Below are 23,499 nucleotides of genomic sequence, written 5' to 3'. Positions count from 1 at the left end.
GACCGACCGGCCGGTCAGAGTCAGGGCAAGGTCTCCGCGTCCACCCGGGAGAAGATCAGATCGCTTTCGGCCTCGACGGGCCCGCGCCAGCGAACGGGCACGCCCGACGGACCGCTCAGTGCCGACGGGTAACTCCCGGGCGCGTAGTCGTTGGCCAGCCGATAGACGTGAAAGCCCGCGTCGGCCATCGTCCTGAGCAGTTCGTCGGCCGAGTCCCCGAGCCGGGCCATGCGCTCGGGGGTCACCTCGACGCTGATCTCCGCGTCGGGCCGCAGCCTGTCCAGCAGGGGCGCGAGACCCCGGACCACGCCCCCTTCCGCGCCCTCGACATCGATCTTGATCACCCGGGCGGTCGCGATCTCCGCCGGTTCGAGCAGGTCCGGCAGCGGGCGGGCCTCGATCTCGAAGGTGGACTCCGCGGGGCCGTCGTACGGAACGATGCTGTTCGCCCCCATGTTGCGGGAGCTGGCGAGTACGAAGGTCAGGGTCTTGTGGGCGTCGGAGACCGCGGCGTTGACGGCCCGGATGTTGCGGCAGTCGTTGAGCGCGCGCTGTTGCAGCAGGCGACGGTGGAACACGGGCGATGCCTCGATCGCCACGACCCTCCCCCGGTCACCGACCAGCCGTGACGCCAGGACGCTGAAGACCCCCACGTTCGCCCCGACGTCGACGAAGCCGTCCCCCGGCTTCAACCGGCGCCGGAGCCAGCTCGTCAGGTGCGGTTCCCACACCCCGAACAGGTACAGGTACCGCTGGATGAGGTCCTGGGTGTCCACCGCGAACCGCGCGCCGCAACGAGTCACGACAACACGTCGGCGGGGATGGTCCCGCAGATACGGGTTCAGCCAGCGGGTGACAAGGGACGCCTTGCCCAACGAGCCCGGGGCATCGCGCACATACCGGCGGCCGAGCGTGACCAGAACCTCTGACATGGCACTGCACAACGGAGCGGCGACGGTCCTACACCGCTGATCGCCCGTACCCGTACCGGCGCCCACACCCCCCGTACCGCCGCCCGCACCGCTCATTCGGTGACGGTTATCGCCTGGGAAGGGCACCGCTCGGCCGCCTCCTGGACGAGCGCCTCGTCCCCGCTGCGCTCACGGCCGGGCCGCACCATGCCGTATCCGTCCTCGAAAGCGAAGACGGACGGGACCCGGTGGGCGCATTCGCCGGAGCCGTAACAGAGGTTGGGGTCGATGGAGACCGTCATGCGCACTCCAGTCGCAGGTGGGCCCCGTCCCGAGCGGGTTCGCCGGGCCGGTGCGAAGCTGACTCACACGACGTCACTGCCCCGCGAACGGCCCGGCGAACCGCCCGGAACGGACGGCCTGCGAGGGTCCGTACTGCATGGGGGATCGGGGGGGCTGACGGCGACCACAACTGACGTACCGTCAGACCGACAGGGTCGTAGCGCGGTCACAGAGAGGCGGTCCCACCGCCAGGCACCGGACCCGTCGTCCGGCACGGCACCCGTCGTCCGGCGCTGGTCCCTCCCCACGTGGGGACCAGTGCCGGACGCCGCGGGCGGTATCGATCCGCACCACATCGACGTGATCGGTGCGCACCGAAGGAAAAAGCGGCCTGGAGTTCACCGCGACGGCTGCCGGAACCGGTAGGGGCTCGCGACGCACGTCCGCCGGGCTTTCGAGTCCGGGCCTCGGGCCTACACGTCCGGGCCTTCGCCGCCGTTGCCTGAATCCGACGGAAGCTGACCGAGAACATGCGGCGCCATGAGCCGACTCTCCGAAGCTCTGGGATGCTGACCTGTCCGGACGACGAGCGGACGGCGGGTAACCGAACCGCCACTGCGTCGCGATCCTGCCATCTGTGGCGCACGACCACGAGGTTCCGGTGCCCGGCCGAAGGTATCGCCGCAGGTCAGTTATATAGGGTGAGTTTTCCGGTCCGGACGTCCAGAGGCGGGGAGTTAGGGGTGGAGACCTTGAGTTCCGACTCAGGGGCGCGCACAGCCTTCGCGGAACGTCTCGCGCTGCTGTACAAGGAAGCGGGCAACCCTCCCCTCAAACGCGTCGCCGAGGCGGTCGTCCGGTTGCAGCGGATCGACGAGCGCGGACGGCCCGTCCGGGTGTCCGCCCAGCGCATCAGTGACTGGCGACGGGCCAAGAACGTACCCGCCCAATTCGGCGCCCTCGCCGCGGTACTGCATGTGCTGGTCCCCGAAGCCCGGCGCGCACGACCGGCTCCGGTCTACCCGGGCCTGTACGACCTGACCGAATGGCAGCGGCTGTGGGAGCGCGCGGTGGCCGACCCGGTCGGCGACCGCCCGGCGGCGTCCCCGGACGAGGAGGAGGGCGCCTCGGGCGGGGCCCCGGCCGTGCCCGGAGTGTGCCCGTACCGCGGGCTCGCCGCCTACCGCCGGGAGGACGCCCGCTGGTTCTTCGGTCGGGAGCGGAGTACGGAGGCCCTCGTCGACCAGCTCCGCGCGGCGGAGCGGACCGGCGGCCTGGTCATGCTCGTGGGCGCCTCGGGGGCGGGGAAGTCGTCCCTCCTGAACGCGGGCCTGGTACCGGCACTGCGCGACGGCACCGCGGACGGAGGCACCGCGCGCCGAGGCACCTCGGCCGGACGCCCCCCGAGCGAACGCACCCCGGCCGGAGGCCCTCCAGACGAACGCGCCGCAGACGAACGCGCCGCAGACGAACGCCCCCCGGCCGGACGCGCCGCAGGCGAACGCACCCCAGAGGAACACACCCCAGGCGACGGAGACTTCCAACCGCCGGGCGAAGACCGACCACGCGCGGACGACCCGCCCCAGCGAGTGGTGCTCCAACTCGTCCCGGGAAACGATCCCCTCGCGGAACTGACCCGCCGAATCCCCGAGCTGGCCCCACTCGTCCCGGCCCCCGCAAAATCGGCCCCCGCAAAATCGGCCGCCGCGGAGCCAACTCCCGCGGAACCGGACCCCACCAAGCCGACCCCCGCCGACCCGGCCCCCACCGAACCAACACCGGCGGACCCCGGAGACCCCCGGTACATCCGGGCGGTCGGCGAGGCCGTCGCCGCCTGGGCGCGGCGCGAGGCGCCCGGCGCCGCCCGCCCGGTGATCGTCGTGGACCAGTTCGAGGAGGCGTTCACCCTCTGCGCCGACGAGGCGGACCGGCGCGCCTTCATCCGGATCCTGCACGCCGCCTGCGCGCCCGCCGGCCCGGCCACCACGGCGGCCACCCCGGCCCCCGTACTGGTCGTCCTCGGCATACGGGCCGACTTCTACGAGCAGTGCCTCGGCTATCCCGAACTGGCCGACGCGCTCCAGCACCGGCACATGGTGCTCGGCCCGCTGACCGCCGCCGAACTGCGCGAGGCCGTGACCGGACCGGCCAAGGCGGTCGGCCTGGAACTCGAACCGGGCCTGGCCGAGCTGATCCTCCGCGAGGTCAGCGCGGACGGCCCGCGCGGCGCGCACGACGCGGGCGTGCTCCCGCTGCTCTCCCACGCGCTGCTCGCCACCTGGCAGCGACGCAAGGGGGGCAGGCTCACGCTGGCCGGCTACCGCGCGGCGGGCGGCATCCAGGGCGCGGTGGCGGCGACCGCCGAGCGCGCCTGGTCCAGCCTCGACCCGGAGGCGCGCACGGCGACACGGCTGCTGCTGCTCAGGCTGGTCCGGCTGGGCGAGGACACCCAGGCCACCCGCAGGCGGGGTACGCGGCGCCAGCTGGCGGAGGAGTCGACGGACCCGGACGGTACGGAGGAGTCACTCGAAGCCCTCGTCCGCGCCCGGCTGGTGACGCTCGACGCGGACACCGTCGAGATCACCCATGAGGCGCTGCTCCACGCCTGGCCCCGGCTGCGCGACTGGATCGACGAGGACCGGCAGGGCAACCTGCTGCGGCAGCGCCTGGAGGAGGACGGCCGGGCCTGGGAGGGCTCGAACCGCGACGCGTCGCTGCTCTACCGGGGGTCCCGACTGGAGCAGGCCCGCGCCTGGGCGGCGTCCGCCGGTGACACCTCCCTGACCCGGAGCGCCGCGGAGTTCCTGGCCGCCTCGGTCAGGCTGCGCAAGCGCACGGTCCGGATCAGCCGGGGCGCGGTGTCGGCCCTGGTGATCCTCGCGATCCTGGCCGTCGGCTCGGCCATGATCGCCTGGCAGCAGCGGAACGACGCGGTGTTCGAGCAGGTGATCGCCGAGGCGGATCGCGTCCAGTACACGGATCCGTCGCTGTCCGCGCAGCTCGATCTCGTGGCGCACCATCTGCGGCCGGACGACGAGGGCGCCGGCAACCGGCTGATCTCGATCGTGAACGCCCCACTGGCCACGCCGCTCCTCGGCCACACCGGCGCCGTCTACCTCACCTCGTTCAGCCCGAACGGCAAGGTTCTGGCGACCGCCAGCTACGACCGGACCGTACGGCTGTGGGACGTGACGGACCCGACGCGCCCCAAGCCGCTCGGCAAACCCCTCACCGGTCACTCCAGCTGGGTGAGCAGCGCCGTCTTCAGCCCCGACGGCCGCACCCTCGCCAGTGCCTCGGACGACGGCACCGTCCGCCTGTGGAACGTCACCTCCCCCCGCCGGCCCCAGTCGCTCGGCACACCGCTGAGCGGCCACGACGGCACCGTCTATCTGCTCGCCTTCAGCCCGGACGGACACACGCTGGCCGCGGCCACCGACCACCACGTCGTACGGCTGTGGGACGTACGCGATCCGGCCCGGCCGAAGCCACTCGGCACCCTGACGGGACACACCGACGCCGTCCGTTCCCTGGCCTTCAGCCCCAGCGGACGGACGCTGGCGGCGGGCGCGGACGACGGCTCGATCAGGCTGTGGGACATGACCGATCCGCGCCGCGCGGCACTGCTCGGCACCCCGCTGACCGGGCACACCACGACGGTGCACTCCGTGGCGTTCAGCCCGGACGGGCGCACCCTCGCCAGCGGCGCCGCGGACGACACCGTACGGCTCTGGGACGTGTCCGACCCGCGCCTCGCGGCACCGCTAGGCACCCCGCTGACCGGCCACACCGGTCCCGTCTGGTCGGTGGCCTTCAGCCCGGACGGCACCATGCTCGCCGCGGCCAGCGCGGACAGCACCGCGTCCCTGTGGAACGTCAGCGACCCGGCCTACCCGTCCCAGGTCGGCGAGCCCCTGTCCGGCGGCAGCGGCGAGATGTACGCGCTGGGTTTCAGCCCCGACGGCCGGACCCTCGCCACCGGCAGCGGCGACAGCAAGGTCCGGCTGTGGACGATCCCGACCTCGGACATGATCGGCCGCATCGGCGCGTTCCGGCCGGACGGGCATGTGCTCGCCGCCGCCGCACGGGACGGAAAGGTCCGGCTGTGGAACATCACCGACCCCGGCAGGCCCACGCTGTTGTCCGAGCTCTTCATGCCGGGCGACGGTGACGTACGGAAGCTGGCGTTCTCCTCCGACGGCAGGGTCCTCGCGGTGCGGATGGGAAACCGTTCGCTGCAACTGTGGAACGTCTCCGACCCGTACCGGCCCGCCCCCTACGGCGTGCCGCTCACGCTGCGGACGCGCTTCGCAGGCCCCAACTCCCTGGCCTTCGCGCCGGACGGGCGCACCCTGGCCACCGCCTACGACGACCGCACCATCCAGCTGTGGGACGTCAGCGACCCGACCGACCCGGAGCCGCTCGGCCACCCCCTCACCGGCCACAAGGGCTTCGTCAACTCCCTGGTGTTCGCTCCCGACGGCCGCACCCTCGCCAGCGGCAGCGCGGACGGCACCCTCCGGCTGTGGAACGTGGCCGACCCGCGCCGCGCCACCCTCATCGGCAGCCCGCTCACGGGGCACCTCGGCCCCGTCAACACCCTCGCCTACAGCCCGGACGGCCAGACCCTGGCCAGCGGCAGCGACGACGACACGGTACGGCTGTGGGACATCGACGCCCCGGCCGGGACCACCGGGCTGGACTCGCCCCTCGCCGGCCACACCGAGGCGGTCGTCTCGCTGACGTTCAGCCAGGACGGCCGCACCCTGGCCAGCGGCGGCAACGACAACACCGTACGACTGTGGGACGTCACCCACCCGTCCAAGGCGTCCCCGATCGGCCAGTCGCTGAGCCCCAACGCCAAGACCGGCAACTTCCTGGCGTTCAGCCCCAACAGCCGCATGCTCGGGGTGTCGAGCGGCGCCGACACCATACGGCTGTGGAACCTGGACGTCGACCAGGCCATCCACCACATCTGCGCGACCACCCGGGGCGTGCTGACACCGGAGAAGTGGCACGAGTACCTGCCCCGGCTCTCGTACGACCCGCCCTGCGGACGCTGACGACCACGCACCCCGGCCGACCGCCCCGGCCCACCCGGCCACCCGTGATCCAGGTCACAACTCCCGTCTGTCGCAGAGCAGTTGGCCCCCACCGCCCGACCGGCCTTGTTACCCTTGGCCATAGCTCGATCGCTGGTGCATCCCCCGTCGCCAGCGGTCGAGCGTTTCCATGTCCCAAAAGCCGCCGCCCTCCCCGCAGCCGACACAGACCGACAACACATACGGCCGGCAGATCGAAACGATCTGCCGGCCGTATGACCAGGCACTATGCCACTGTGGGGCTAACAGGATTTGAACCTGTGGCCTCATCCTTATCAGGGATGCGCTCTAACCAACTGAGCTATAGCCCCGTCGCGCTCTGCGGTATGTGTCCCGCGCGCTGACTCCTGAAGATTAGCGCACGACCGGGGCAGTCCCAAAATCGGTTGTCGCAGGCCGCACGGCAGAGGTTTGGAATCACCGTGACGCGGTAGATGGCCCGTCCTACTCGTCCTCCGCCAGCGTCAGCTCCACACCCCCGACGAAGCCTGCGGAGAGGTTGTAGATGAACGCGCCGAGCGTGGCCAGCGCCGTCGCGAGGACGACGTCGATGACCGCGATGATCGCCGTGAAGGTCAGCACGTGCGGGAGCGACAGGAATGCTTGCAGGTCAAAGCCGTTCGCCTCGTTCGAGCCGGTCGCCTCCGAGATGGTGCCGCCGACGGTCGAGAAGACACCCATCGCGTCCAGGACCATCCACAGCACCGCGGACGCGACGATCGTGCAGATGCCGAGCGCGATGGAGAGCAGGAAGCTGACCTTCATCACCGACCACGGGTCGGCCTTGGCCACGCGCAGCCGCGCCTTGCGGGTGCGGGGCGTGGTGCGCGCGCCGGTGCGCGGCCGGCGCGCGGCCGCGGACCCGGCCGCGGTCTGCGCCCGATATGCCTGCGGCGGGGGGTAGGGCCCGGCGGGCTGCTGCTGCCGTCGTTCGCCCGGCAGCGGCGAGGCGCCGTACGCCTCGCCTGCCTGGGCCGACTGCTGGGCGCCGGGCGCGGCCGGGCCCGCTCCAGCGCCGTAGTGCTGGGTCTGCGAGCCTCGGGTGTCCGTCACAGTTCCCCCCTGGGATCCATGAGTGTCGGGCGAGTGCGGGTCGGTCGCGGGCGACTTGACCGGCTTCAGATTGGTGGTGTGCGGATCCGTCGCGTTCGCGGCGTTCGCGGCGTTCGCGGCGTTCGCGGCGGAGCCACGGCCGCCGTCGTCCGTTCCCTTACCGGAATCGTTGCCGGCCGGGGTACCGACCGAACGGGCGCCCGTGGCTCCGCTCACGATGACACACTCCTCGTGCTACTCGGCCGAGGGCGCCTCACCCTCGTCCGTGCCGGTGGTCGCGGCGCCCTCGGCGGTCTCGTCCACGGCCACGTCACCGTCGACTTCCTCCGCCTCGCGCCCCGCCTCGGCGTTACGTGCGATACCGACGACGGCATCGCGCTTGCCCAGGTTGATCAGTTGGACGCCCATGGTGTCACGGCCCGTCTCCCTGACCTCGCTGACTCGCGTACGAATCACACCGCCGGACAGGGTGATGGCGAGGATCTCGTCACTCTCCTCGACGATCAGCGCGCCGACGAGCGAGCCGCGGTCCTCCACGATCTTGGCGGCCTTGATGCCGAGGCCGCCGCGACCCTGGACGCGGTACTCGTCGACGACGGTCCGCTTCGCGTACCCGCCGTCCGTGGCAGTGAACACGAACGTACCGGGTCGAACGACATTCATCGAGAGAAGCTCGTCGCCCCCGCGGAAGCTCATCCCCTTGACGCCGGAGGTCGCCCGGCCCATCGGCCGCAGGGTGTCGTCCGAGGCGGTGAACCTGATCGATTGCGCCTTCTTGCTGATCAGAAGCAGATCGTCGTCCGCCGACACCAGCTCGGCCCCGATCAGTTCATCGTCGGATCCGTCCTCCCGCTCCCGCAGGTTGATCGCGATGACACCGCCGGAACGGGGCGAATCGTAATCCTTCAGAGGCGTCTTCTTGACCAGCCCCGCCTTGGTGGCGAGGACCAGGTACGGCGCCGCCTCGTAGTCGCGGATCGCGAGGATCTCGGCGATCGCCTCGTCCGGCTGGAAGGCCAGCAGGTTCGCCACGTGCTGCCCGCGCGCGTCCCGGCCGGCGTCCGGCAGCTCGTATGCCTTCGCCCGGTACACCCGGCCCTTGTTGGTGAAGAACAGCAGCCAGTGGTGCGTGGTGGAGACGAAGAAGTGGTCGACGATGTCGTCTTCCTTCAGCTTCGTGCCGCGCACGCCCTTGCCGCCGCGCTTCTGCGCCCGGTAGTCGTCCGTCTTCGTCCGCTTCACATAGCCACCGCGCGAGACGGTGACGACGATGTCCTCCTCGGCGATCAGGTCCTCGATGGACATGTCACCGTCGTAGGGCACCAGCATGGTCTTGCGGTCGTCGCCGTACTTCTCGACGATCGCCGCCAGTTCCTCGCTGACGATGCCGCGCTGGCGGACCGGCGAGGCGAGGATCGCGTTGTACTCGTTGATCTTCGCCTGGAGTTCGTCGTGCTCCTGGACGATCTTCTGGCGCTCCAGGGCGGCCAGTCGGCGCAGCTGCATCTCCAGGATGGCGTTCGCCTGGATCTCGTCGATCTCCAGGAGCCCCATCAGGCCGGTGCGCGCCACCTCGACGGTCGCGCTGCGCCGGATCAACGCGATGACCTCGTCGATGGCGTCCAGGGCCTTCAGCAGACCGCGCAGGATGTGCGCCCGCTCCTCGGCCTTGCGCAGCCTGAAGCGCGTACGGCGGACGACGACCTCGATCTGGTGCGTCACCCAGTGCCGGATGAACGCGTCCAGGGAGAGGGTCCGCGGCACCCCGTCGACCAGCGCCAGCATGTTGGCGCCGAAGTTCGTCTGCAGGTCGGTGTGCTTGTAGAGGTTGTTCAGGACGACCTTGGCGACCGCGTCCCGCTTGAGGACGATCACCAGGCGCTGGCCCGTGCGCGAGGACGTCTCGTCGCGGACGTCCGCGATACCGCCGACCCTGCCGTCCTTCACCAGGTCGGCGATCTTCTGCGCCAGGTTGTCCGGGTTGACCTGGTACGGCAGCTCCGTGACCACCAGGCACTGGCGGTTCTGGATCTCCTCGACCTCGACAACCGCACGCATGGTGATCGAGCCGCGCCCGGTGCGGTATGCCTCCTCGATGCCCTTGCGGCCCACCACCAGGGCGCCGGTCGGGAAGTCCGGGCCCTTGATGCGCTCGATGAGGGCGTCGAGCAGCTCCTCGTGCGAGGCGTCCGGGTTCTCCAGGCACCACTGGGCGCCGGCCGCGACCTCGCGCAGATTGTGCGGCGGGATGTTGGTCGCCATGCCGACCGCGATGCCGGCCGAACCGTTGATCAGCAGGTTCGGGAAGCGGGACGGCAGGACGGTCGGCTCCTGGGAGCGGCCGTCGTAGTTGTCCGTGAAGTCGACGGTCTCCTCGTCGATGTCGCGGACCATCTCCATCGACAGCGGCGCCATCTTGCACTCGGTGTAGCGCATGGCGGCCGCCGGGTCGTTGCCCGGGGAGCCGAAGTTGCCGTTGGAGTCGACGAGCGGCATGCGCATCGCCCACGGCTGGGCCAGGCGGACCAGCGCGTCGTAGATCGAGCTGTCGCCGTGCGGGTGGTAGTTGCCCATGACGTCGCCGACCACGCGGGCGCACTTGTAGAAGCCGCGCTCGGGCCGGTAGCCGCCGTCGTACATGGCGTACAGGACACGGCGGTGGACGGGCTTGAGACCGTCACGGACGTCGGGCAGCGCACGGGACACGATGACGGACATCGCGTAGTCCAGGTACGAGCGCTGCATCTCCGTTTCGAGCCCGACGGGCTCGATGCGTGTGTCGCCGCCCTGGGCCTCGGGCGGGACTGGGGTGTTCTCGTCGGCCATTGCTGGTCAAGATCCTTCCCGGTGCGGTCAGCTGAGACCGACTCAGATGTCGAGGAAGCGGACGTCCTTGGCGTTGCGCTGGATGAACTGGCGGCGGGCCTCGACGTCCTCGCCCATCAGGACCGAGAACAGGTCGTCGGCCTGGGCGGCGTCGTCGAGGGTGACCTTGCCGAGGACCCGGTGGTCGATGTCCATCGTCGTCACGCGCAGCTCCTCGGCGTTCATCTCGCCGAGGCCCTTGAAGCGCTGGATCGAGTCCTCCCTGATGCGCTTGCCGCGCTGGCGGCCCAGCTCGATGAGGGCGTCGCGCTCGCGGTCGGAGTACGCGTACTCGGCGTCCTCCCGGCCCCACTTGATCTTGTAGAGCGGGGGACGGGAGAGGTACACATGGCCCCGCTCCACCAGGTCCCGCATGAAGCGGAAGAGGAAGGTCAGCAGCAGGGTGTTGATGTGCTGGCCGTCGACGTCGGCGTCCGCCATCAGGATGATCTTGTGATAGCGGAGCTTCTCGATGTCGAAGTCCTCGTGCACACCCGTGCCGAAGGCGGAGATCAGCGCCTGGATCTCCTGGTTCTGCAGGATCTTGTCGATCCTGGCCTTCTCGACGTTGAGGATCTTGCCGCGGATCGGGAGGATCGCCTGGTACTGCGGGTTGCGGCCGGACTTGGCCGAACCGCCGGCGGAGTCACCCTCGACGATGAAGATCTCGCACTTGGCCGGGTCGTTGGACTGGCAGTCGGCCAGCTTGCCCGGCAGGGACGCGGTCTCCAGGAGGCCCTTGCGACGGGTCAGGTCGCGGGCCTTGCGGGCCGCCACGCGCGCGGTGGCCGCCTGGATGCCCTTGCGGATGATGTCCGCGGCCTCGTTCGGGTTGCGGTCCAGCCAGTCGTTGAGGTGCTCGTAGACGGCCTTCTGGACGAAGGTCTTGGCCTCCGTGTTGCCCAGCTTGGTCTTCGTCTGGCCCTCGAACTGCGGCTCGCTCAGCTTGACCGAGATGATCGCGGTCAGACCCTCGCGGATGTCGTCGCCCGTGAGGTTGTCGTCCTTCTCGCGCAGCAGCTTCTTGTCGCGCGCGTACTTGTTGATCAGCGAGGTCAGGGCCGCCCGGAAGCCCTCCTCGTGCGTGCCGCCCTCATGGGTGTGGATGATGTTGGCGAAGGAGTACACGCCCTCGCTGTAGCCGCTGTTCCACTGCATCGCGACCTCAAGGGACAGGCTCTTGTCCCTGTCCTCGGCCTCCAGGTCGATGACGGTGGGGTGCACCACGTCTCCCTTGCGGGAGTTGAGGTACTTCACGAAGTCGACGATGCCGCCCTCGTAGTGGTACGTGACCGACTTGACCTCGTCCTTCTCGTCGGCGCCCGCCTCGTCCGCCCCCGAGGTGGCCTTCGCCGACTCGCGCTCGTCGGTGAGCCGGAGGGTCAGGCCCTTGTTGAGGAACGCCATCTCCTGGAAGCGCCGCGAGAGCGTCTCGAAGGAGTAGTCGGTGGTCTCGAAGATGTCCGGGTCGGCCCAGAAGGTGACCGTGGTACCGGTCTCGTCGGTCTCCTCGTGCTCGGCGAGCGGGGCCGTCGGCACGCCCATCTTGTAGTCCTGCGTCCAGCGCCGGCCGTCGGTCCTGACCTCGATCGACACCTTGCTCGACAGGGCGTTGACGACGGAGACGCCGACGCCGTGCAGACCGCCGGAGACCGCGTAGCCGCCGCCGCCGAACTTGCCGCCCGCGTGCAGCACGGTCAGCACGACCTCGACGGCCGGCTTGCCCTCGGAGGGGACGATGCCGACCGGGATGCCACGGCCGTTGTCGACGACGCGGACGCCGCCGTCGGCCAGGATCGTCACGTCGATCGTGTCCGCGTGCCCGGCCAGTGCCTCGTCGACCGAGTTGTCGACGACCTCGTACACGAGGTGGTGCAGACCGCGCTCACCGGTCGAGCCGATGTACATACCGGGTCGCTTGCGGACCGCGTCCAGACCCTCGAGCACGGTGATCGCGCTGGCGTCGTACGAGGCGGTGACCTCGCCGTTCACGTCAGCGCCGGTGGACGGGATGTTCTCGTTGGGGTTGCCGGAATCGGCCACGAAGCGCCCTTTCTGGCACAGCACGAGCCAGGCTCGTCGGCAGGTTGCCGGAGCGGCTGCGGCATGTTGCGTTGGTCAGCCCTGATCGGCGTTGCTCAGCTTTTCCCGGACGGTCCCCACGTTCGGGGCGGGATTGGCTCCAGTCTACCGGTAGCGCCGACAGTGATGGGGGTTTGCCGGTACCTGAGTCCCCATGTGCCGCCCTCAACCGGTCTCGGCCGGGTACCGATATACGGAAGGGGTCTCAAAGAGGCTCACAGCGCCACTCAGCGCTTCCGACCGTCAACCCCTGGCTACTCCAGGGTCAGGTCGCGACGGACGCCCGCGCGCGAGGTGCCGACGGAACCGCCCGCGGCGGTACGACGAAACCGCCCGACCAGCGACGATGTGAGGTCGGTCACCTGATCGACCGAGCCCTCGGGAGCCCTCTCGGCACCCCCGTACGTGCCCTTTCGGCGTCGCGTCGGTCAGCCGACCGGTCACCCATAGGTGTCGCCGGGGCCCATGCTGCCCGGGGCGCGCAGGAGACCGTAGCGACGGGTGGGGCCACCGGGACCGTGCACCTTGATCAGTTTCACCGTGCCATGCCCCAGGTCCTCGTTGAGGCGGGCGACCAGCGTCGGGGCGAGCAGCCGCAGCTGGGTCGCCCACGCCGTGGAGTCGCAACTCACGGACAGGACGCGCTCGTCCTCGTCGTACCGCTGCGGCACACAGTGCTTGGCGAGGTCCTCGCCGACGATCTGCGGCCAGCGGCCCATGACCCCGCCCACCGCGGCGGGCGCCTCCCAGCCGCGCTCGGTGATCAGCCGGTTGATGGCGGCGCCCAGCGCCATCGGGTCGCGGCCGTCGGCGCGCGCGCCGGAGCGCAGCCCCCCGCGCCGCGCCTGCTTCTTCTGCCGCGCCGCGTCCCCACGCGCGCGTGCCGCCTCCTTCGCCGCGCGCAACGCCACGCGCGCGAGGTCGACGCCCGAGGGCTCGGGGGACAGCGGGGGCCGCGCCGGGGTGGGCTCGTCGGTGCTCATCGGCGCTCCACCGTCCCGTCGGACACCATGTACCGGGCCCCCGCCAGGACGTGCGGTACGTCGTCGTCGACCGCGGCGGTCACCAGGACCTGCTCGCCCGGCGCGACCAACTCGGCGAGCCGCTCCCGCCGTCGGGCGTCCAACTCGGCGAAGACATCGTCCAGAACGAGCACCGGTTCATTGCCCTCCGAGCGGAGCAGTTCGTACGAGGCCAGGCGCAGCGCCAGCGCATAGGACCAGGACTCGCCGTGGGAGGCGTATCCCTTGGCGGGCAGCCGGCCGAGCTTGAGGATCACGTCGTCCCGGTGCGGGCCGACGAGGGTGACGCCCCGCTCGATCTCCTGCTTGCGCGCCTCGGCGAGCGCGGCCGTGAGCTGGCCGTACAGCTCCTCGCGCGTGTGGGCCTCGCCAGGCGCGGACGGCTTGTACTCCAGGGCGACAGGGCCGCCCCCGGGGGCCAGTTGCTCGTACGCCTTGTCGGCCAGCGGCTCGATCGCGGCGATCAGGTCGAGGCGCTGGGCGAGCAGTTCGGCGCCCGCGCGCGCGAGGTGCTGGTCCCAGACGTCGAGTGTGGACAGATCCGCCCCCGGGCTCGAATTCCCTCGCCCGGGAGGTGCACCCACCCGGCCGCCGTGCCTGCGGGCCAACGCGGCCGATTTCAGGAGGGTGTTGCGCTGCTTGAGGACCCGCTCGTAGTCGGAGCGCACACCCGCCATCCGCGGCGCTCGGGCGGTGATCAGCTCGTCGAGGAAGCGGCGCCGCTCGCCGGGGTCGCCCTTGACCAGCGCCAGATCCTCGGGCGCGAACAGCACGGTCCGTACGATGCCCAGCACGTCCCGGGGTCTCACCTGCGCGGACCGGTTGACGCGGGCGCGGTTGGCCTTGCCCGGGTTCAGCTCCAGCTCGACCAGTTGCCGCCGCTCGCCCTGTCTGACCTGCGCCCGGATGATCGCGCGCTCGGCCCCCACGCGGACCAGGGGTGCGTCCGAGGCGACGCGGTGGCTGCCGAGGGTGGCGAGATAGCCGACCGCCTCCACGAGATTCGTCTTGCCCTGCCCGTTGGGGCCGACGAAGGCGGTGACGCCCGGGTCGAGTGGGACCTCGACCCGGGCGTACGAGCGGAAGTCGGCCAGCGAGAGGTGCGTGACATGCATGGTCGTTCGCCGACCTCCCCCAAAGATGTGGACCGACGGGCGGCCCTGTGGATTACTTCTTCGCGACCGCGTGGCCGCCGAACTGGTTCCGCAGCGCCGCGATCATCTTCATCTGCGGCGAGTCGTCCTGCCGTGAGGCGAACCGCGCGAACAGCGACGCGGTGATCGCGGGCAGCGGCACCGCGTGGTCTATGGCGGCTTCCACAGTCCACCGGCCCTCGCCGGAGTCCTGTGCATAACCCTTGAGCCCGGCCAGGTGCTCGTCCTCGTCGAGGGCGTTCACCGCGAGGTCCAGGAGCCAGGAACGGATGACCGTCCCCTCCTGCCAGGAGCGGAAGACCTCGCGCACGTCCGTGACGGAGTCGACCTTCTCAAGCAGCTCCCAGCCCTCGGCGTATGCCTGCATCATCGCGTACTCGATGCCGTTGTGGACCATCTTCGCGAAGTGCCCCGCGCCGGCCTTGCCGGCGTGCACCGAACCGAAGTCGCCCTCCGGCTTGAGCGCCTCGAAGACCGGCTGCACCCGGGCGACGTGCTCCGCGTCGCCGCCGTACATCAGCGCGTAGCCGTTCTCCAGGCCCCAGACCCCGCCGGAGACGCCGCAGTCGACAAAACCTATGCCCTTGGCGGCCAGCTCCTCGGCGTGCTTCTCGTCGTCCGTCCAGCGGGAGTTGCCGCCGTCCACGACGACATCGCCGGGCTCCAGCAGCCCGGCCAGCTCGTCGATCGTGGACTGGGTGGGCTCGCCGGCCGGGACCATCACCCAGACCACGCGCGGGCCGGAGAGCTTGCCCACAAGCTCCTCAAGGCTGTGGACATCCGCGAGGTCAGCGTTGCGGTCGTATCCGATGACGGTGTGGCCCGCGCGGCGGATCCGCTCGCGCATGTTGCCGCCCATCTTGCCGAGGCCGACGAGACCGAGCTCCATCAGTTGGTGTCCTTCGGTTGCTGTGTGACGTGTGGGGCACGTTCGTACCCGCGTCCGAGCCTAAACCCGGGCAGCCACGCACATCTGTGGGCATACGCGCTCATGCGTACGCCCTCACCTGGGGCTTCGACAGACCGGGCGGTCAGCCGCTGAGGCGGACCGGCATGATCAGGTACTTGTACGCCTCGTCCGCCTCGGCGTCCACCGCCGGCCTGCCGCTGAGCAGCGCGGGCTTCGTCGACGTCGTGAACGACAGCTGCGCCACCGGAGAGTCGATGGCGCTCAGCCCGTCGAGCAGGAACGTCGGGTTGAAGGCGATGGAGATGTCGTCGCCTTCGAGCTGCGCGTCCACCCTTTCCACAGCCTGTGCGTCGTCGCTGGAGCCGGCCTCCAGGATGAGCACGCCCTGCTCGAAGCTGAGCCGCACCGGGGTGTTGCGCTCGGCGACCAGGGCCACGCGCTTGACGGCCTCCACGAAGGGGGCGGTCTCGATCACGGCGACCGAGTTGAACTCGGTCGGGAACAGCGTGCGGTACTTCGGGAGGTCGCCCTCCAGCAGGCGCGTGGTCGTCCGCCGGCCCGCGCCCTCGAAACCGATCAGGCCCTCGCCCGCACCGGAGCCGGACAGCGAGAGCGTCACGCTGTCGCCACTGGTCAGTGCCTTGGCGGTGTCCAGGAGCGTCTTGGCGGGCACCAGGGCGACCGCGGAGGCGTCCGGGTTCTCCGGCTTCCACAGGAACTCGCGGACCGCGAAGCGGTAGCGGTCGGTGGAGGCCAACGTGACGGTGTCGCCCTCGATCTCGATGCGCACGCCGGTGAGGACGGGCAGGGTGTCGTCGCGGCCGGCCGCGATGGCGACCTGCGCGGCGGCAGAGGCGAAGACCTCGCCGGGGACCGTGCCCGTCGCGTTCGGCATCTGCGGCAGGGCCGGGTACTCCTCCACAGGCAGGGTGTGGAGGGTGAACCGCGAGGAGCCGCAGACCACCGTCGCCCGTACACCGTCTGTGGAAATCTCCACCGGGCGGTTGGGCAGGGCACGGCAGATGTCGGCCAGGAGACGGCCGGAGACGAGGACCGTGCCCTCCTCCTCGACCTCCGCCTCGACGCTCACGCGTGCGGAGACCTCGTAGTCGAAGCCGGACAGGCTCAGCTGGCCGTCCTCGGCCTTCAGGAGGAGGCCGGCGAGGACAGGCGCCGGCGGACGGGCCGGGAGGCTGCGTGCCGCCCAGGCCACTGCCTCCGCGAGTACGTCGCGTTCCACCCGGATCTTCACCGTAAGCCGCCTCCTGCTGTTGCTACTGAGTCCTTCGACTCGGTGTCGCTGTCCCCAGGGTGGGGAAGAACACCGGGGACCAGTCTGACGCACCGCACTGACACTAGGTGCCCGTCGCGGTCAAGTCGTGCCGGGGGGCAGTCGGGCACGAGAGGGCGAGTTGTGCACAGGCCCCGCTTCGAAACGGATTCCGCTCTCTCTCTAGTTGGGAGTAGTAGTAGGGCCTGTGGATACCGTGGATAACCACGTTTGCCCTGCTCAGCGCGGAAATTTTGTCCACTGGCCCTGTGGGCGACGGCGGTGGACAACCAGGGGTCTCTGTGGAGAACAAGAAGTTCTGCACACCCCACCCACAGCCTGGGGCCACTTCTCCCCAGCTGCGTCCCCAGGTTTACCCACGTTTCCCACAACCCAACCCGGCACCTTGATGTGACGCCTTTCACTCGACGCGGTGATCGAGTGCGTCGTGTTGCCGAACAGTGGACAGGGATGTGGAGAAGCCGGTGATCGCTGGGGACAACCGGCCTCAGCCTGTGGGTCGCCGGTGGACAACTCCGTCCACAGCCTGTGGATCTCCATTTTGTCCACAGGCTGTGGATATCTTTCGTCCACCAATCCACAACCGGATGACCTGCCTTGATGATCCTTCACCGGGCTGGGCTGTGGATACGTTCTGGACAACTCGGCAGTCCCCAGGATGTGGACGGAAAAAACTCACCGAATCTGTGGAGGGAGGCCGTAACCCGGCAGGTAATCGAACACGGGGTGACCGGCGGCCGTCGGGCGACCGCCTCCGCCCGGCGCCGGGCCGGGGCTGTGGAGGGACGCGAGCGGCGTTCCGACCGTGTGCGGCCGCACCACGCCGGTGTGCCGGAACCGCAGAAAGGCGCCCCCGGGATCTCTCCCGAGGGCGCCCAGAACGCCGTGCGGCGGCCGGCGTCAGCCGTTCTTGATGCGGTTGGTCAGCTCGGTGACCTGGTTGTAGATGGAGCGGCGCTCCGCCATCAGCGCGCGGATCTTGCGGTCGGCGTGCATCACCGTCGTGTGGTCGCGCCCGCCGAACTGCGCGCCGATCTTCGGCAGCGACAGATCGGTCAGCTCCCGGCACAGGTACATGGCGATCTGCCTTGCGGTGACCAGGGCACGACCGCGCGAGGTGCCGCACAGGTCCTCGACCGTGAGACCGAAGTAGTCGGCGGTCGCCGCCATGATGGCCGTCGCGGTGATCTCGGGCGCCGTGTCCTCGCCGCCGGGAATCAGGTCCTTGAGAACGATCTCCGTCAGGCCCAGGTCCACCGGCTGCCGGTTGAGCGAGGCGAACGCCGTCACCCGGATCAGCGCGCCCTCCAGCTCACGGATGTTGCGCGAGATCCGGGAGGCGATGAACTCCAGCACCTCGGGCGGGGCGTTCAGCTGTTCCTGCACCGCCTTCTTGCGCAGGATCGCGATGCGGGTCTCCAACTCGGGTGGCTGGACGTCGGTGATCAGCCCCCACTCGAAGCGGTTGCGCAGCCGGTCCTCCAGGGTGACCAGCTGTTTGGGCGGCCGGTCACTGGAGAGCACGATCTGCTTGTTCGCGTTGTGGAGCGTGTTGAAGGTATGGAAGAACTCCTCCTGCGTCGACTCCTTGTCCGCGAGGAACTGGATGTCGTCCACGAGAAGGATGTCCATCTCGCGGTAGCGCTTGCGGAAGCTGTCGCCCTTGCCGTCGCGGATGGAGTTGATGAACTCGTTGGTGAACTCCTCCGAACTCACGTACCGCACGCGCGTGCCCGGGTAGAGGCTGCGCGCGTAGTGCCCGATCGCGTGCAGCAGATGCGTCTTGCCGAGCCCCGACTCCCCGTAGATGAAGAGGGGGTTGTATGCCTTCGCCGGTGCCTCGGCGACGGCTACCGCGGCCGCGTGCGCGAAGCGGTTGGACGCGCCGATGACGAACGTGTCGAAGAGGTACTTCGGATTCAGTCGTGCCGTCGGCTCGCCCGGACCGGTCGCCGGCGCGGGCTGCGCGGCCAGCGGGCCGGGGGCACCCGTCGTCGGCAGGTTCGGCCCCATCGGGCCGCCGCGGTGCACCTGGCCGGACCCCGCCGACGGCTCGGACAGCTCGCGCCGGGCCGGATCCCGCTGACGGTAGTCGGAACGCGCCCCTTCATAGGCGGAGCGCTGCTGCTCGTACGAAGGGCGCTCCATGCCCTGCGGGCGGTAGTCCTGAGCGGCGCCGTAGGCGTCCTGGCCGGAGGTGTAGGAGTCCGGTGACGCATAGGCGTCGCGGGTCGGTGAACCGTAGGAGTTCTGCGACGGCGACGCGTACGGGTCGCGCTCCGGGAAGCCGAGCCGTGGCTGCTGCCAGCCGTACTCGTCCTGGCCGGGCCGCGGCCAGGCGCCGGGCTCGGGCCGCTGGTACTCGGACGGATAGGCGGGGCGCGGGCTGGGGAGCTGGTCCGCCCTGGCGGCGGTCTCGGTGCCCGGCAACCGCTCGGCGTGGTGTCGGCCGTACCCCTCGTACGGGGGCGGCGGCAGTTCGGGGTCCTCGTAGCGGGACTGTGACACCGTCGGCCCGGTCTCGTCGGCCGGGGCCAGGTGCCTGGGCGCGGGAGGCGCCGGGGGTTCGCCCGCGGACTCGTCGACGGTGATCGCGATGCGGATCGGGCGGCCGCACTCCCGGCTCAGGGTCTCGCTGACGATCGGCGCCAGCCGGCCCTCCAGCACGCCCTTCGCGAATTCGTTCGGCACGGCGAGCAGCGCGGTGTCCGCGACCAGGGCGAGCGGCTGGCACCGCCGGATCCAGTGCTCGTCCTTCGCCTCCACGCCCTGACCACGGCCTTCTCCGAGGAGCTGTTCCAGTACTCGTGGCCACACTGCGGCAAGATCGGCAGGTACGTCAGCCACAGGGCACGCTCTCTCACAGGTCCCACGAACGTGTGGTCGTGAGACGGGTCGGGATCCAAGAAGGGTGGTGCGGGGGACAAGGGAACGAATCGGAGTTCAGCCACGGTAGTCAGCGCGGCGGGTGCGGTTCAAGTTGTTGTCCCCAGCCTGTGGACAGTGTCTCTCCGTGACCCCGGGTTTGACCGGATGGCGTAGCCCCGCGTACCGTAACCAGGTCGAGTTGTCGATGGCTGCTGCCGCCTGCCTCCGATGGGCACAGGTCACGTCAGGTGATCGGTAAGCGGTGCACTCGGGCGTCACTGCGAGCTACTCGTGGGCGCACGGTGACAGCCAGGACGGCACCCCGCCACTACCGATTCTTTCTGGAGCCCCCGAGTGAGCAAGCGCACCTTCCAGCCGAACAACCGTCGTCGCGCGAAGACCCACGGCTTCCGGTTGCGTATGCGCACCCGTGCCGGCCGCGCGATTCTCGCGTCCCGCCGTAGCAAGGGTCGCGCCCGCCTGTCCGCCTGATCCCGATCAGGTCATGACGTCGTGCTGCCTACCGAGAACCGGCTGAGGCGGCGCGAGGACTTCGCGACCGCGGTACGACGGGGTCGCCGGGCCGGACGCCCGCTCCTCGTCGTCCACCTTCGTAGCGGTGCCACGGACCCGCACGCGCCTGGGGAGAGTGCTTCCCCGACGCGTGCGGGTTTCGTCGTCAGCAAGGCCGTGGGTGGTGCCGTCGTGCGCAACAAAGTGAAGCGCAGACTTCGCCATCTGATGCGTGATCGAGTCGCCTTGTTCCCCCCCGGTAGCCTGGTAGTCGTACGAGCGTTGCCCGGATCGGGTGACGCAGACCATGCACAGCTGGCCCGAGACCTGGATGCCGCCGTGGGGCGGCTGCTGGGAGGGGGCGCGCGATGAAGTACCCGCTACTGGCTCTGATCAAGCTGTACCAGTGGACGATCAGTCCACTGCTCGGGCCGGTGTGCAAGTACTACCCGTCGTGTTCCCACTACGGCTACACGGCCATCGACCGGCACGGTGCGATCAAGGGCACGGCACTCACCGCCTGGCGCATCCTCCGGTGCAATCCGTGGTCGCTCGGCGGCGTGGACCATGTTCCGCCGCGCAAGCGCCCGCGGTGGCACGAAATGCTGCGCAGCGCCTGGCGCGCACGCAAGGGCGGGCCCTCCGCCGCCGAACCGGCCACCGAGGCGAAGCTCTCCTCCGAGCTTTCCTCGGGCCCGGCCGCAGAGACCTCGTCCCATGCCCAAGGAGCATGATTAGTGGACACGATTGCCAGCCTCTTCAGCTTCATCACGACACCTGTCTCCTGGGTCATCGTCCAGTTCCACACGGTGTACGGGGCCATCTTCGGCCCTGACACCGGGTGGGCCTGGGGCCTGTCCATCGTGTCCCTGGTGATCCTGATCCGCATCTGCCTGATCCCGCTCTTCGTGAAGCAGATCAAGGCGACCCGGGCCATGCAGACGCTCCAGCCCGAGATGAAGAAGATCCAGGAGCGCTACAAGAACGACAAGCAGCGTCAGTCCGAAGAGATGATGAAGCTGTACAAGGAGTCGGGCACCAACCCGCTCTCCTCGTGCCTTCCCATCCTGGCGCAGTCCCCGTTCTTCTTCGCCCTGTACCACGTGCTCAACGGCATCGCGTCGGGCAAGACCATCGGCGTCATCAACGACCAGTTGCTCGCCAGTGCCCAGAAGGCGCACATCGTCGGCGCCCCGCTGGCGGCGAAGTTCACCGACAGCGCGGACAAGGTCGCCGCGCTCGGCGCCTCGCTGACCGACGTCCGGGTCGTCACCGCGATCATGATCGTCCTGATGTCGGCGTCGCAGTTCTACACACAGCGCCAGCTGATGACGAAGAACGTCGACACCACGGTGAAGACGCCGTTCATGCAGCAGCAGAAGATGCTGATGTACGTCTTCCCGATCATGTTCGCCGTCTTCGGCATCAACTTCCCGGTCGGTGTGCTCGTCTACTGGCTGACCACCAACGTGTGGACCATGGGCCAGCAGATGTACGTCATCCACAACAACCCGACTCCGGGTTCCAAGGCCCAGGCCGCCTATCTGGAGCGTCTGACCAAGCACGTCACGCATCACGGCAAGATCGGCCGGCGCAGCGAGAAGGCCATCATCAAGGCGATCGTCACCAAGGGCCGCGACCGCAACGAGCACGAGCGCAAGTTCATCAACGGCCTGAGCAAGGCGGGCCTCGTCGCCCAGACCGACGGCTCCGTCATCAAGGGCGAGAGCCAGGCCGCCACCGAGGCCGAGGGCGGCGTGGCCACCACCGCTGCCAAGCGTCAGCAGCCCAAGCGTCAGACGAAGGCCCAGCGTCAGTCCGGCGGCGCCAAGCAGGCCGACGACGCCGCGCCGACCACGTCGCTGGACAAGTCCGAGCAGCCGCAGGATGCCAAGCCCGCAGCCAAGCAGGCTCCGAAGCCGGGCGCCGGCAACCGCAGCAAGGCTCAGTCCGGTCAGCGTAAAGGTCCACAGCGGCCCAAGTCCCCGTCCAAGAAGTAAGAAGGAGTCCATCCCGTGACGGAAGGCACCACCTCCGCCGCTGCCGAGGGTGCAGACACCCTGACCCGCCTGGAGCAGGAGGGCGAGATCGCGGCGGACTACCTTGAGGGTCTGCTCGACATCGCCGACCTCGACGGCGACATCGACATGGACGTCGAGGCGGACCGCGCCTCCGTGTCGATCATCAGCGACACGGGCAGCAGCGATCTGCAGAAGCTGGTCGGCCGTGACGGCGAGGTGCTGGAAGCCCTGCAGGAGCTGACCCGCCTGGCCGTGCACCGGGAGACCGGGGACCGCAGCCGACTGATGCTGGACATCGCGGGCTACCGCGCCAAGAAGCGGGCCGAGCTTTCCGAGCTGGGAGCCAAGGCCGCCGCCGAGGTCAAGAACACCGGCGAGCCCGTCAAGCTCAAGCCGATGACCCCGTTCGAGCGCAAGGTCGTGCACGACGCGGTCAAGGTCGCGGGGCTGCGCAGCGAGTCCGAGGGCGAGGAACCCCAGCGGTTCGTCGTCGTGCTGCCCGCCTGATCGGCCTCACGTTCCATCGGCCCCGTCTGTTGCCCAGACGGGGCCGAACTTTGTCAGCCTGGTAGTTCTGTGGCCGGCGCATGGCGTCGGCGTTGTACGGAAGGACGGTCCCCGTGACGGAGGCAGCGGATCTCCCCCCTGCGCCCGAACAGGCGCGGGCAGTGTTTGGCGATCGCTTCGCCGATGCGGTCCGCTATGCGGAGCTGCTGGCCGAGGCCGGCGTGCAGCGTGGTCTGATCGGCCCGCGGGAAGTGCCCCGCCTGTGGGAGCGGCACCTGCTGAACTGTGCGGTGCTCTCCGAGGTCGTTCCCGAAGGGGTCACGGTGTGCGATGTGGGCTCGGGCGCCGGCCTGCCGGGCATTCCCCTCGCGCTCGTCCGGGAAGACCTGAAGATCACCCTGCTGGAGCCGTTGCTCCGCCGTACGAACTTCCTCACCGAGGTCGTCGAACTGCTGGGGCTGGACCATGTGACCGTCGTCCGCGGCCGGGCTGAGGAGGTCATGGGGAAGCTGCCACCGGTCCATGTGGTGACGGCCCGGGCCGTGGCCCCGCTGGACCGACTCGCCGCATGGGGGATTCCCCTGCTGCGCCCGTACGGCGAGATGCTCGCGCTGAAGGGCGACACGGCCGAGGAGGAGCTGAAGGCCGCGGGAGCCGCGCTGAGCAAGCTGGGAGCGGTGTCGACCTCCATCCTGCGGGTGGGCGAGGACATCGTGGACCCGCTGTCGACCGTTGTACGGGTCGAGGTCGGGGAGAGTCCCGGCGGTGTGCGTTTCGCTGCCAAGCGAGCGAAGGCGGCCAGTACCGGCCGGGCACGCAGACGTCGTTGAGGGATGTCGGAACGGATGAGCGGTGCTGATCCGTCCTGACGATGACACGTACTCCACACAAGCCTCCAAACCTACGCAACCCGGAGTG

General features: G+C 69.6%; 17 protein-coding genes and 1 tRNA gene. 7 read left to right on the top strand and 11 right to left on the bottom strand.

Translation table 11 applies throughout. The features are described from left to right. Positions 1-20: 20 nt before the first annotated feature. Both ACWEKM_RS12930 and ACWEKM_RS12925 read right to left on the bottom strand, forming a co-directional pair. Positions 21-932, bottom strand: a complete 912-nt coding sequence (locus ACWEKM_RS12930) for an FkbM family methyltransferase (RefSeq protein ID WP_451621225.1) — start codon at positions 930-932, stop codon at positions 21-23. Between the two features lie 92 nt (positions 933-1,024). After that, positions 1,025-1,213: a ferredoxin gene (locus ACWEKM_RS12925; RefSeq protein WP_451621224.1), complete on the bottom strand. Its 189-nt coding sequence runs from the start codon at positions 1,211-1,213 to the stop codon at positions 1,025-1,027. A 723-nt stretch (positions 1,214-1,936) separates the two neighbouring features. Here ACWEKM_RS12925 and ACWEKM_RS12920 point away from each other — a divergent pair. Further along, a complete protein-coding gene (locus ACWEKM_RS12920) occupies positions 1,937-6,256 on the top strand; it encodes an nSTAND1 domain-containing NTPase (protein WP_451621223.1) in 4,320 nt (1,439 codons plus the stop codon). A gap of 276 nt (positions 6,257-6,532) precedes the next feature. On the opposite strand, the gene ACWEKM_RS12915 is transcribed toward ACWEKM_RS12920, so the two are convergent. The 9 genes from ACWEKM_RS12915 to dnaA all read right to left on the bottom strand — a co-directional run bounded on the left by ACWEKM_RS12915 (position 6,533) and on the right by dnaA (position 19,519). Next, positions 6,533-6,606, bottom strand: a tRNA-Ile gene (locus ACWEKM_RS12915). Positions 6,607-6,739: 133 nt separating this feature from the next. Continuing rightward, positions 6,740-7,564 carry a DUF3566 domain-containing protein gene (locus tag ACWEKM_RS12910; RefSeq protein WP_451621222.1) on the bottom strand — a complete coding sequence of 275 codons (825 nt, stop codon included), beginning with the start codon at positions 7,562-7,564 and terminating at the stop codon, positions 6,740-6,742. 18 nt (positions 7,565-7,582) lie between these two features. Then, on the bottom strand, positions 7,583-10,174 hold the full coding sequence (gene gyrA / locus ACWEKM_RS12905) for a DNA gyrase subunit A (protein WP_451621221.1): 2,592 nt from the start codon (positions 10,172-10,174) through the stop codon (positions 7,583-7,585). 42 nt (positions 10,175-10,216) lie between these two features. Further along, positions 10,217-12,280: a DNA topoisomerase (ATP-hydrolyzing) subunit B gene (gene gyrB, locus ACWEKM_RS12900; protein ID WP_451621220.1), complete on the bottom strand. Its 2,064-nt coding sequence runs from the start codon at positions 12,278-12,280 to the stop codon at positions 10,217-10,219. Positions 12,281-12,735: 455 nt separating this feature from the next. After that, positions 12,736-13,278: a DUF721 domain-containing protein gene (locus tag ACWEKM_RS12895; protein WP_451621219.1), complete on the bottom strand. Its 543-nt coding sequence runs from the start codon at positions 13,276-13,278 to the stop codon at positions 12,736-12,738. Beyond that, positions 13,275-14,432, bottom strand: a complete 1,158-nt coding sequence (recF, locus tag ACWEKM_RS12890) for a DNA replication/repair protein RecF (RefSeq protein WP_451621218.1) — start codon at positions 14,430-14,432, stop codon at positions 13,275-13,277. The genes ACWEKM_RS12895 and recF overlap by 4 nt, the downstream gene beginning before the upstream one ends. A gap of 52 nt (positions 14,433-14,484) precedes the next feature. Further along, positions 14,485-15,360 carry a phosphogluconate dehydrogenase (NAD(+)-dependent, decarboxylating) gene (gene gnd / locus ACWEKM_RS12885; RefSeq protein WP_451621217.1) on the bottom strand — a complete coding sequence of 292 codons (876 nt, stop codon included), beginning with the start codon at positions 15,358-15,360 and terminating at the stop codon, positions 14,485-14,487. A gap of 142 nt (positions 15,361-15,502) precedes the next feature. Beyond that, positions 15,503-16,633, bottom strand: coding sequence for a DNA polymerase III subunit beta (dnaN, locus tag ACWEKM_RS12880; RefSeq protein WP_451621216.1), 1,131 nt, complete (start codon positions 16,631-16,633; stop codon positions 15,503-15,505). 939 nt (positions 16,634-17,572) lie between these two features. Further along, on the bottom strand, positions 17,573-19,519 hold the full coding sequence (gene dnaA / locus ACWEKM_RS12875) for a chromosomal replication initiator protein DnaA (RefSeq protein WP_451621215.1): 1,947 nt from the start codon (positions 19,517-19,519) through the stop codon (positions 17,573-17,575). Positions 19,520-19,894: 375 nt separating this feature from the next. Between dnaA and rpmH the strand changes: the two genes are divergently transcribed. The 6 genes from rpmH to rsmG all read left to right on the top strand — a co-directional run bounded on the left by rpmH (position 19,895) and on the right by rsmG (position 23,411). Then, positions 19,895-20,032 carry a 50S ribosomal protein L34 gene (rpmH, locus tag ACWEKM_RS12870; protein ID WP_003956500.1) on the top strand — a complete coding sequence of 46 codons (138 nt, stop codon included), beginning with the start codon at positions 19,895-19,897 and terminating at the stop codon, positions 20,030-20,032. 21 nt (positions 20,033-20,053) lie between these two features. Beyond that, positions 20,054-20,425, top strand: a complete 372-nt coding sequence (rnpA, locus tag ACWEKM_RS12865) for a ribonuclease P protein component (protein ID WP_404023685.1) — start codon at positions 20,054-20,056, stop codon at positions 20,423-20,425. After that, positions 20,422-20,787, top strand: coding sequence for a membrane protein insertion efficiency factor YidD (gene yidD, locus ACWEKM_RS12860; RefSeq protein WP_451621214.1), 366 nt, complete (start codon positions 20,422-20,424; stop codon positions 20,785-20,787). The genes rnpA and yidD overlap by 4 nt, the downstream gene beginning before the upstream one ends. A gap of 3 nt (positions 20,788-20,790) precedes the next feature. Then, positions 20,791-22,053 carry a membrane protein insertase YidC gene (yidC, locus tag ACWEKM_RS12855; RefSeq protein WP_451621213.1) on the top strand — a complete coding sequence of 421 codons (1,263 nt, stop codon included), beginning with the start codon at positions 20,791-20,793 and terminating at the stop codon, positions 22,051-22,053. A gap of 15 nt (positions 22,054-22,068) precedes the next feature. Further along, positions 22,069-22,581 (top strand): Jag family protein, encoded by a 513-nt coding sequence (locus ACWEKM_RS12850; protein WP_451621212.1) that lies wholly within the window; start codon positions 22,069-22,071, stop codon positions 22,579-22,581. A 113-nt stretch (positions 22,582-22,694) separates the two neighbouring features. Beyond that, on the top strand, positions 22,695-23,411 hold the full coding sequence (gene rsmG, locus ACWEKM_RS12845) for a 16S rRNA (guanine(527)-N(7))-methyltransferase RsmG (protein WP_451621211.1): 717 nt from the start codon (positions 22,695-22,697) through the stop codon (positions 23,409-23,411). Positions 23,412-23,499: the final 88 nt, after the last annotated feature.

This window comes from Streptomyces sp. NPDC004752 (assembly GCF_053601275.1).
The sequence above is the reverse complement of the archived record's forward strand: the minus strand, read 5'-3'. Positions and strand labels throughout refer to the sequence as shown.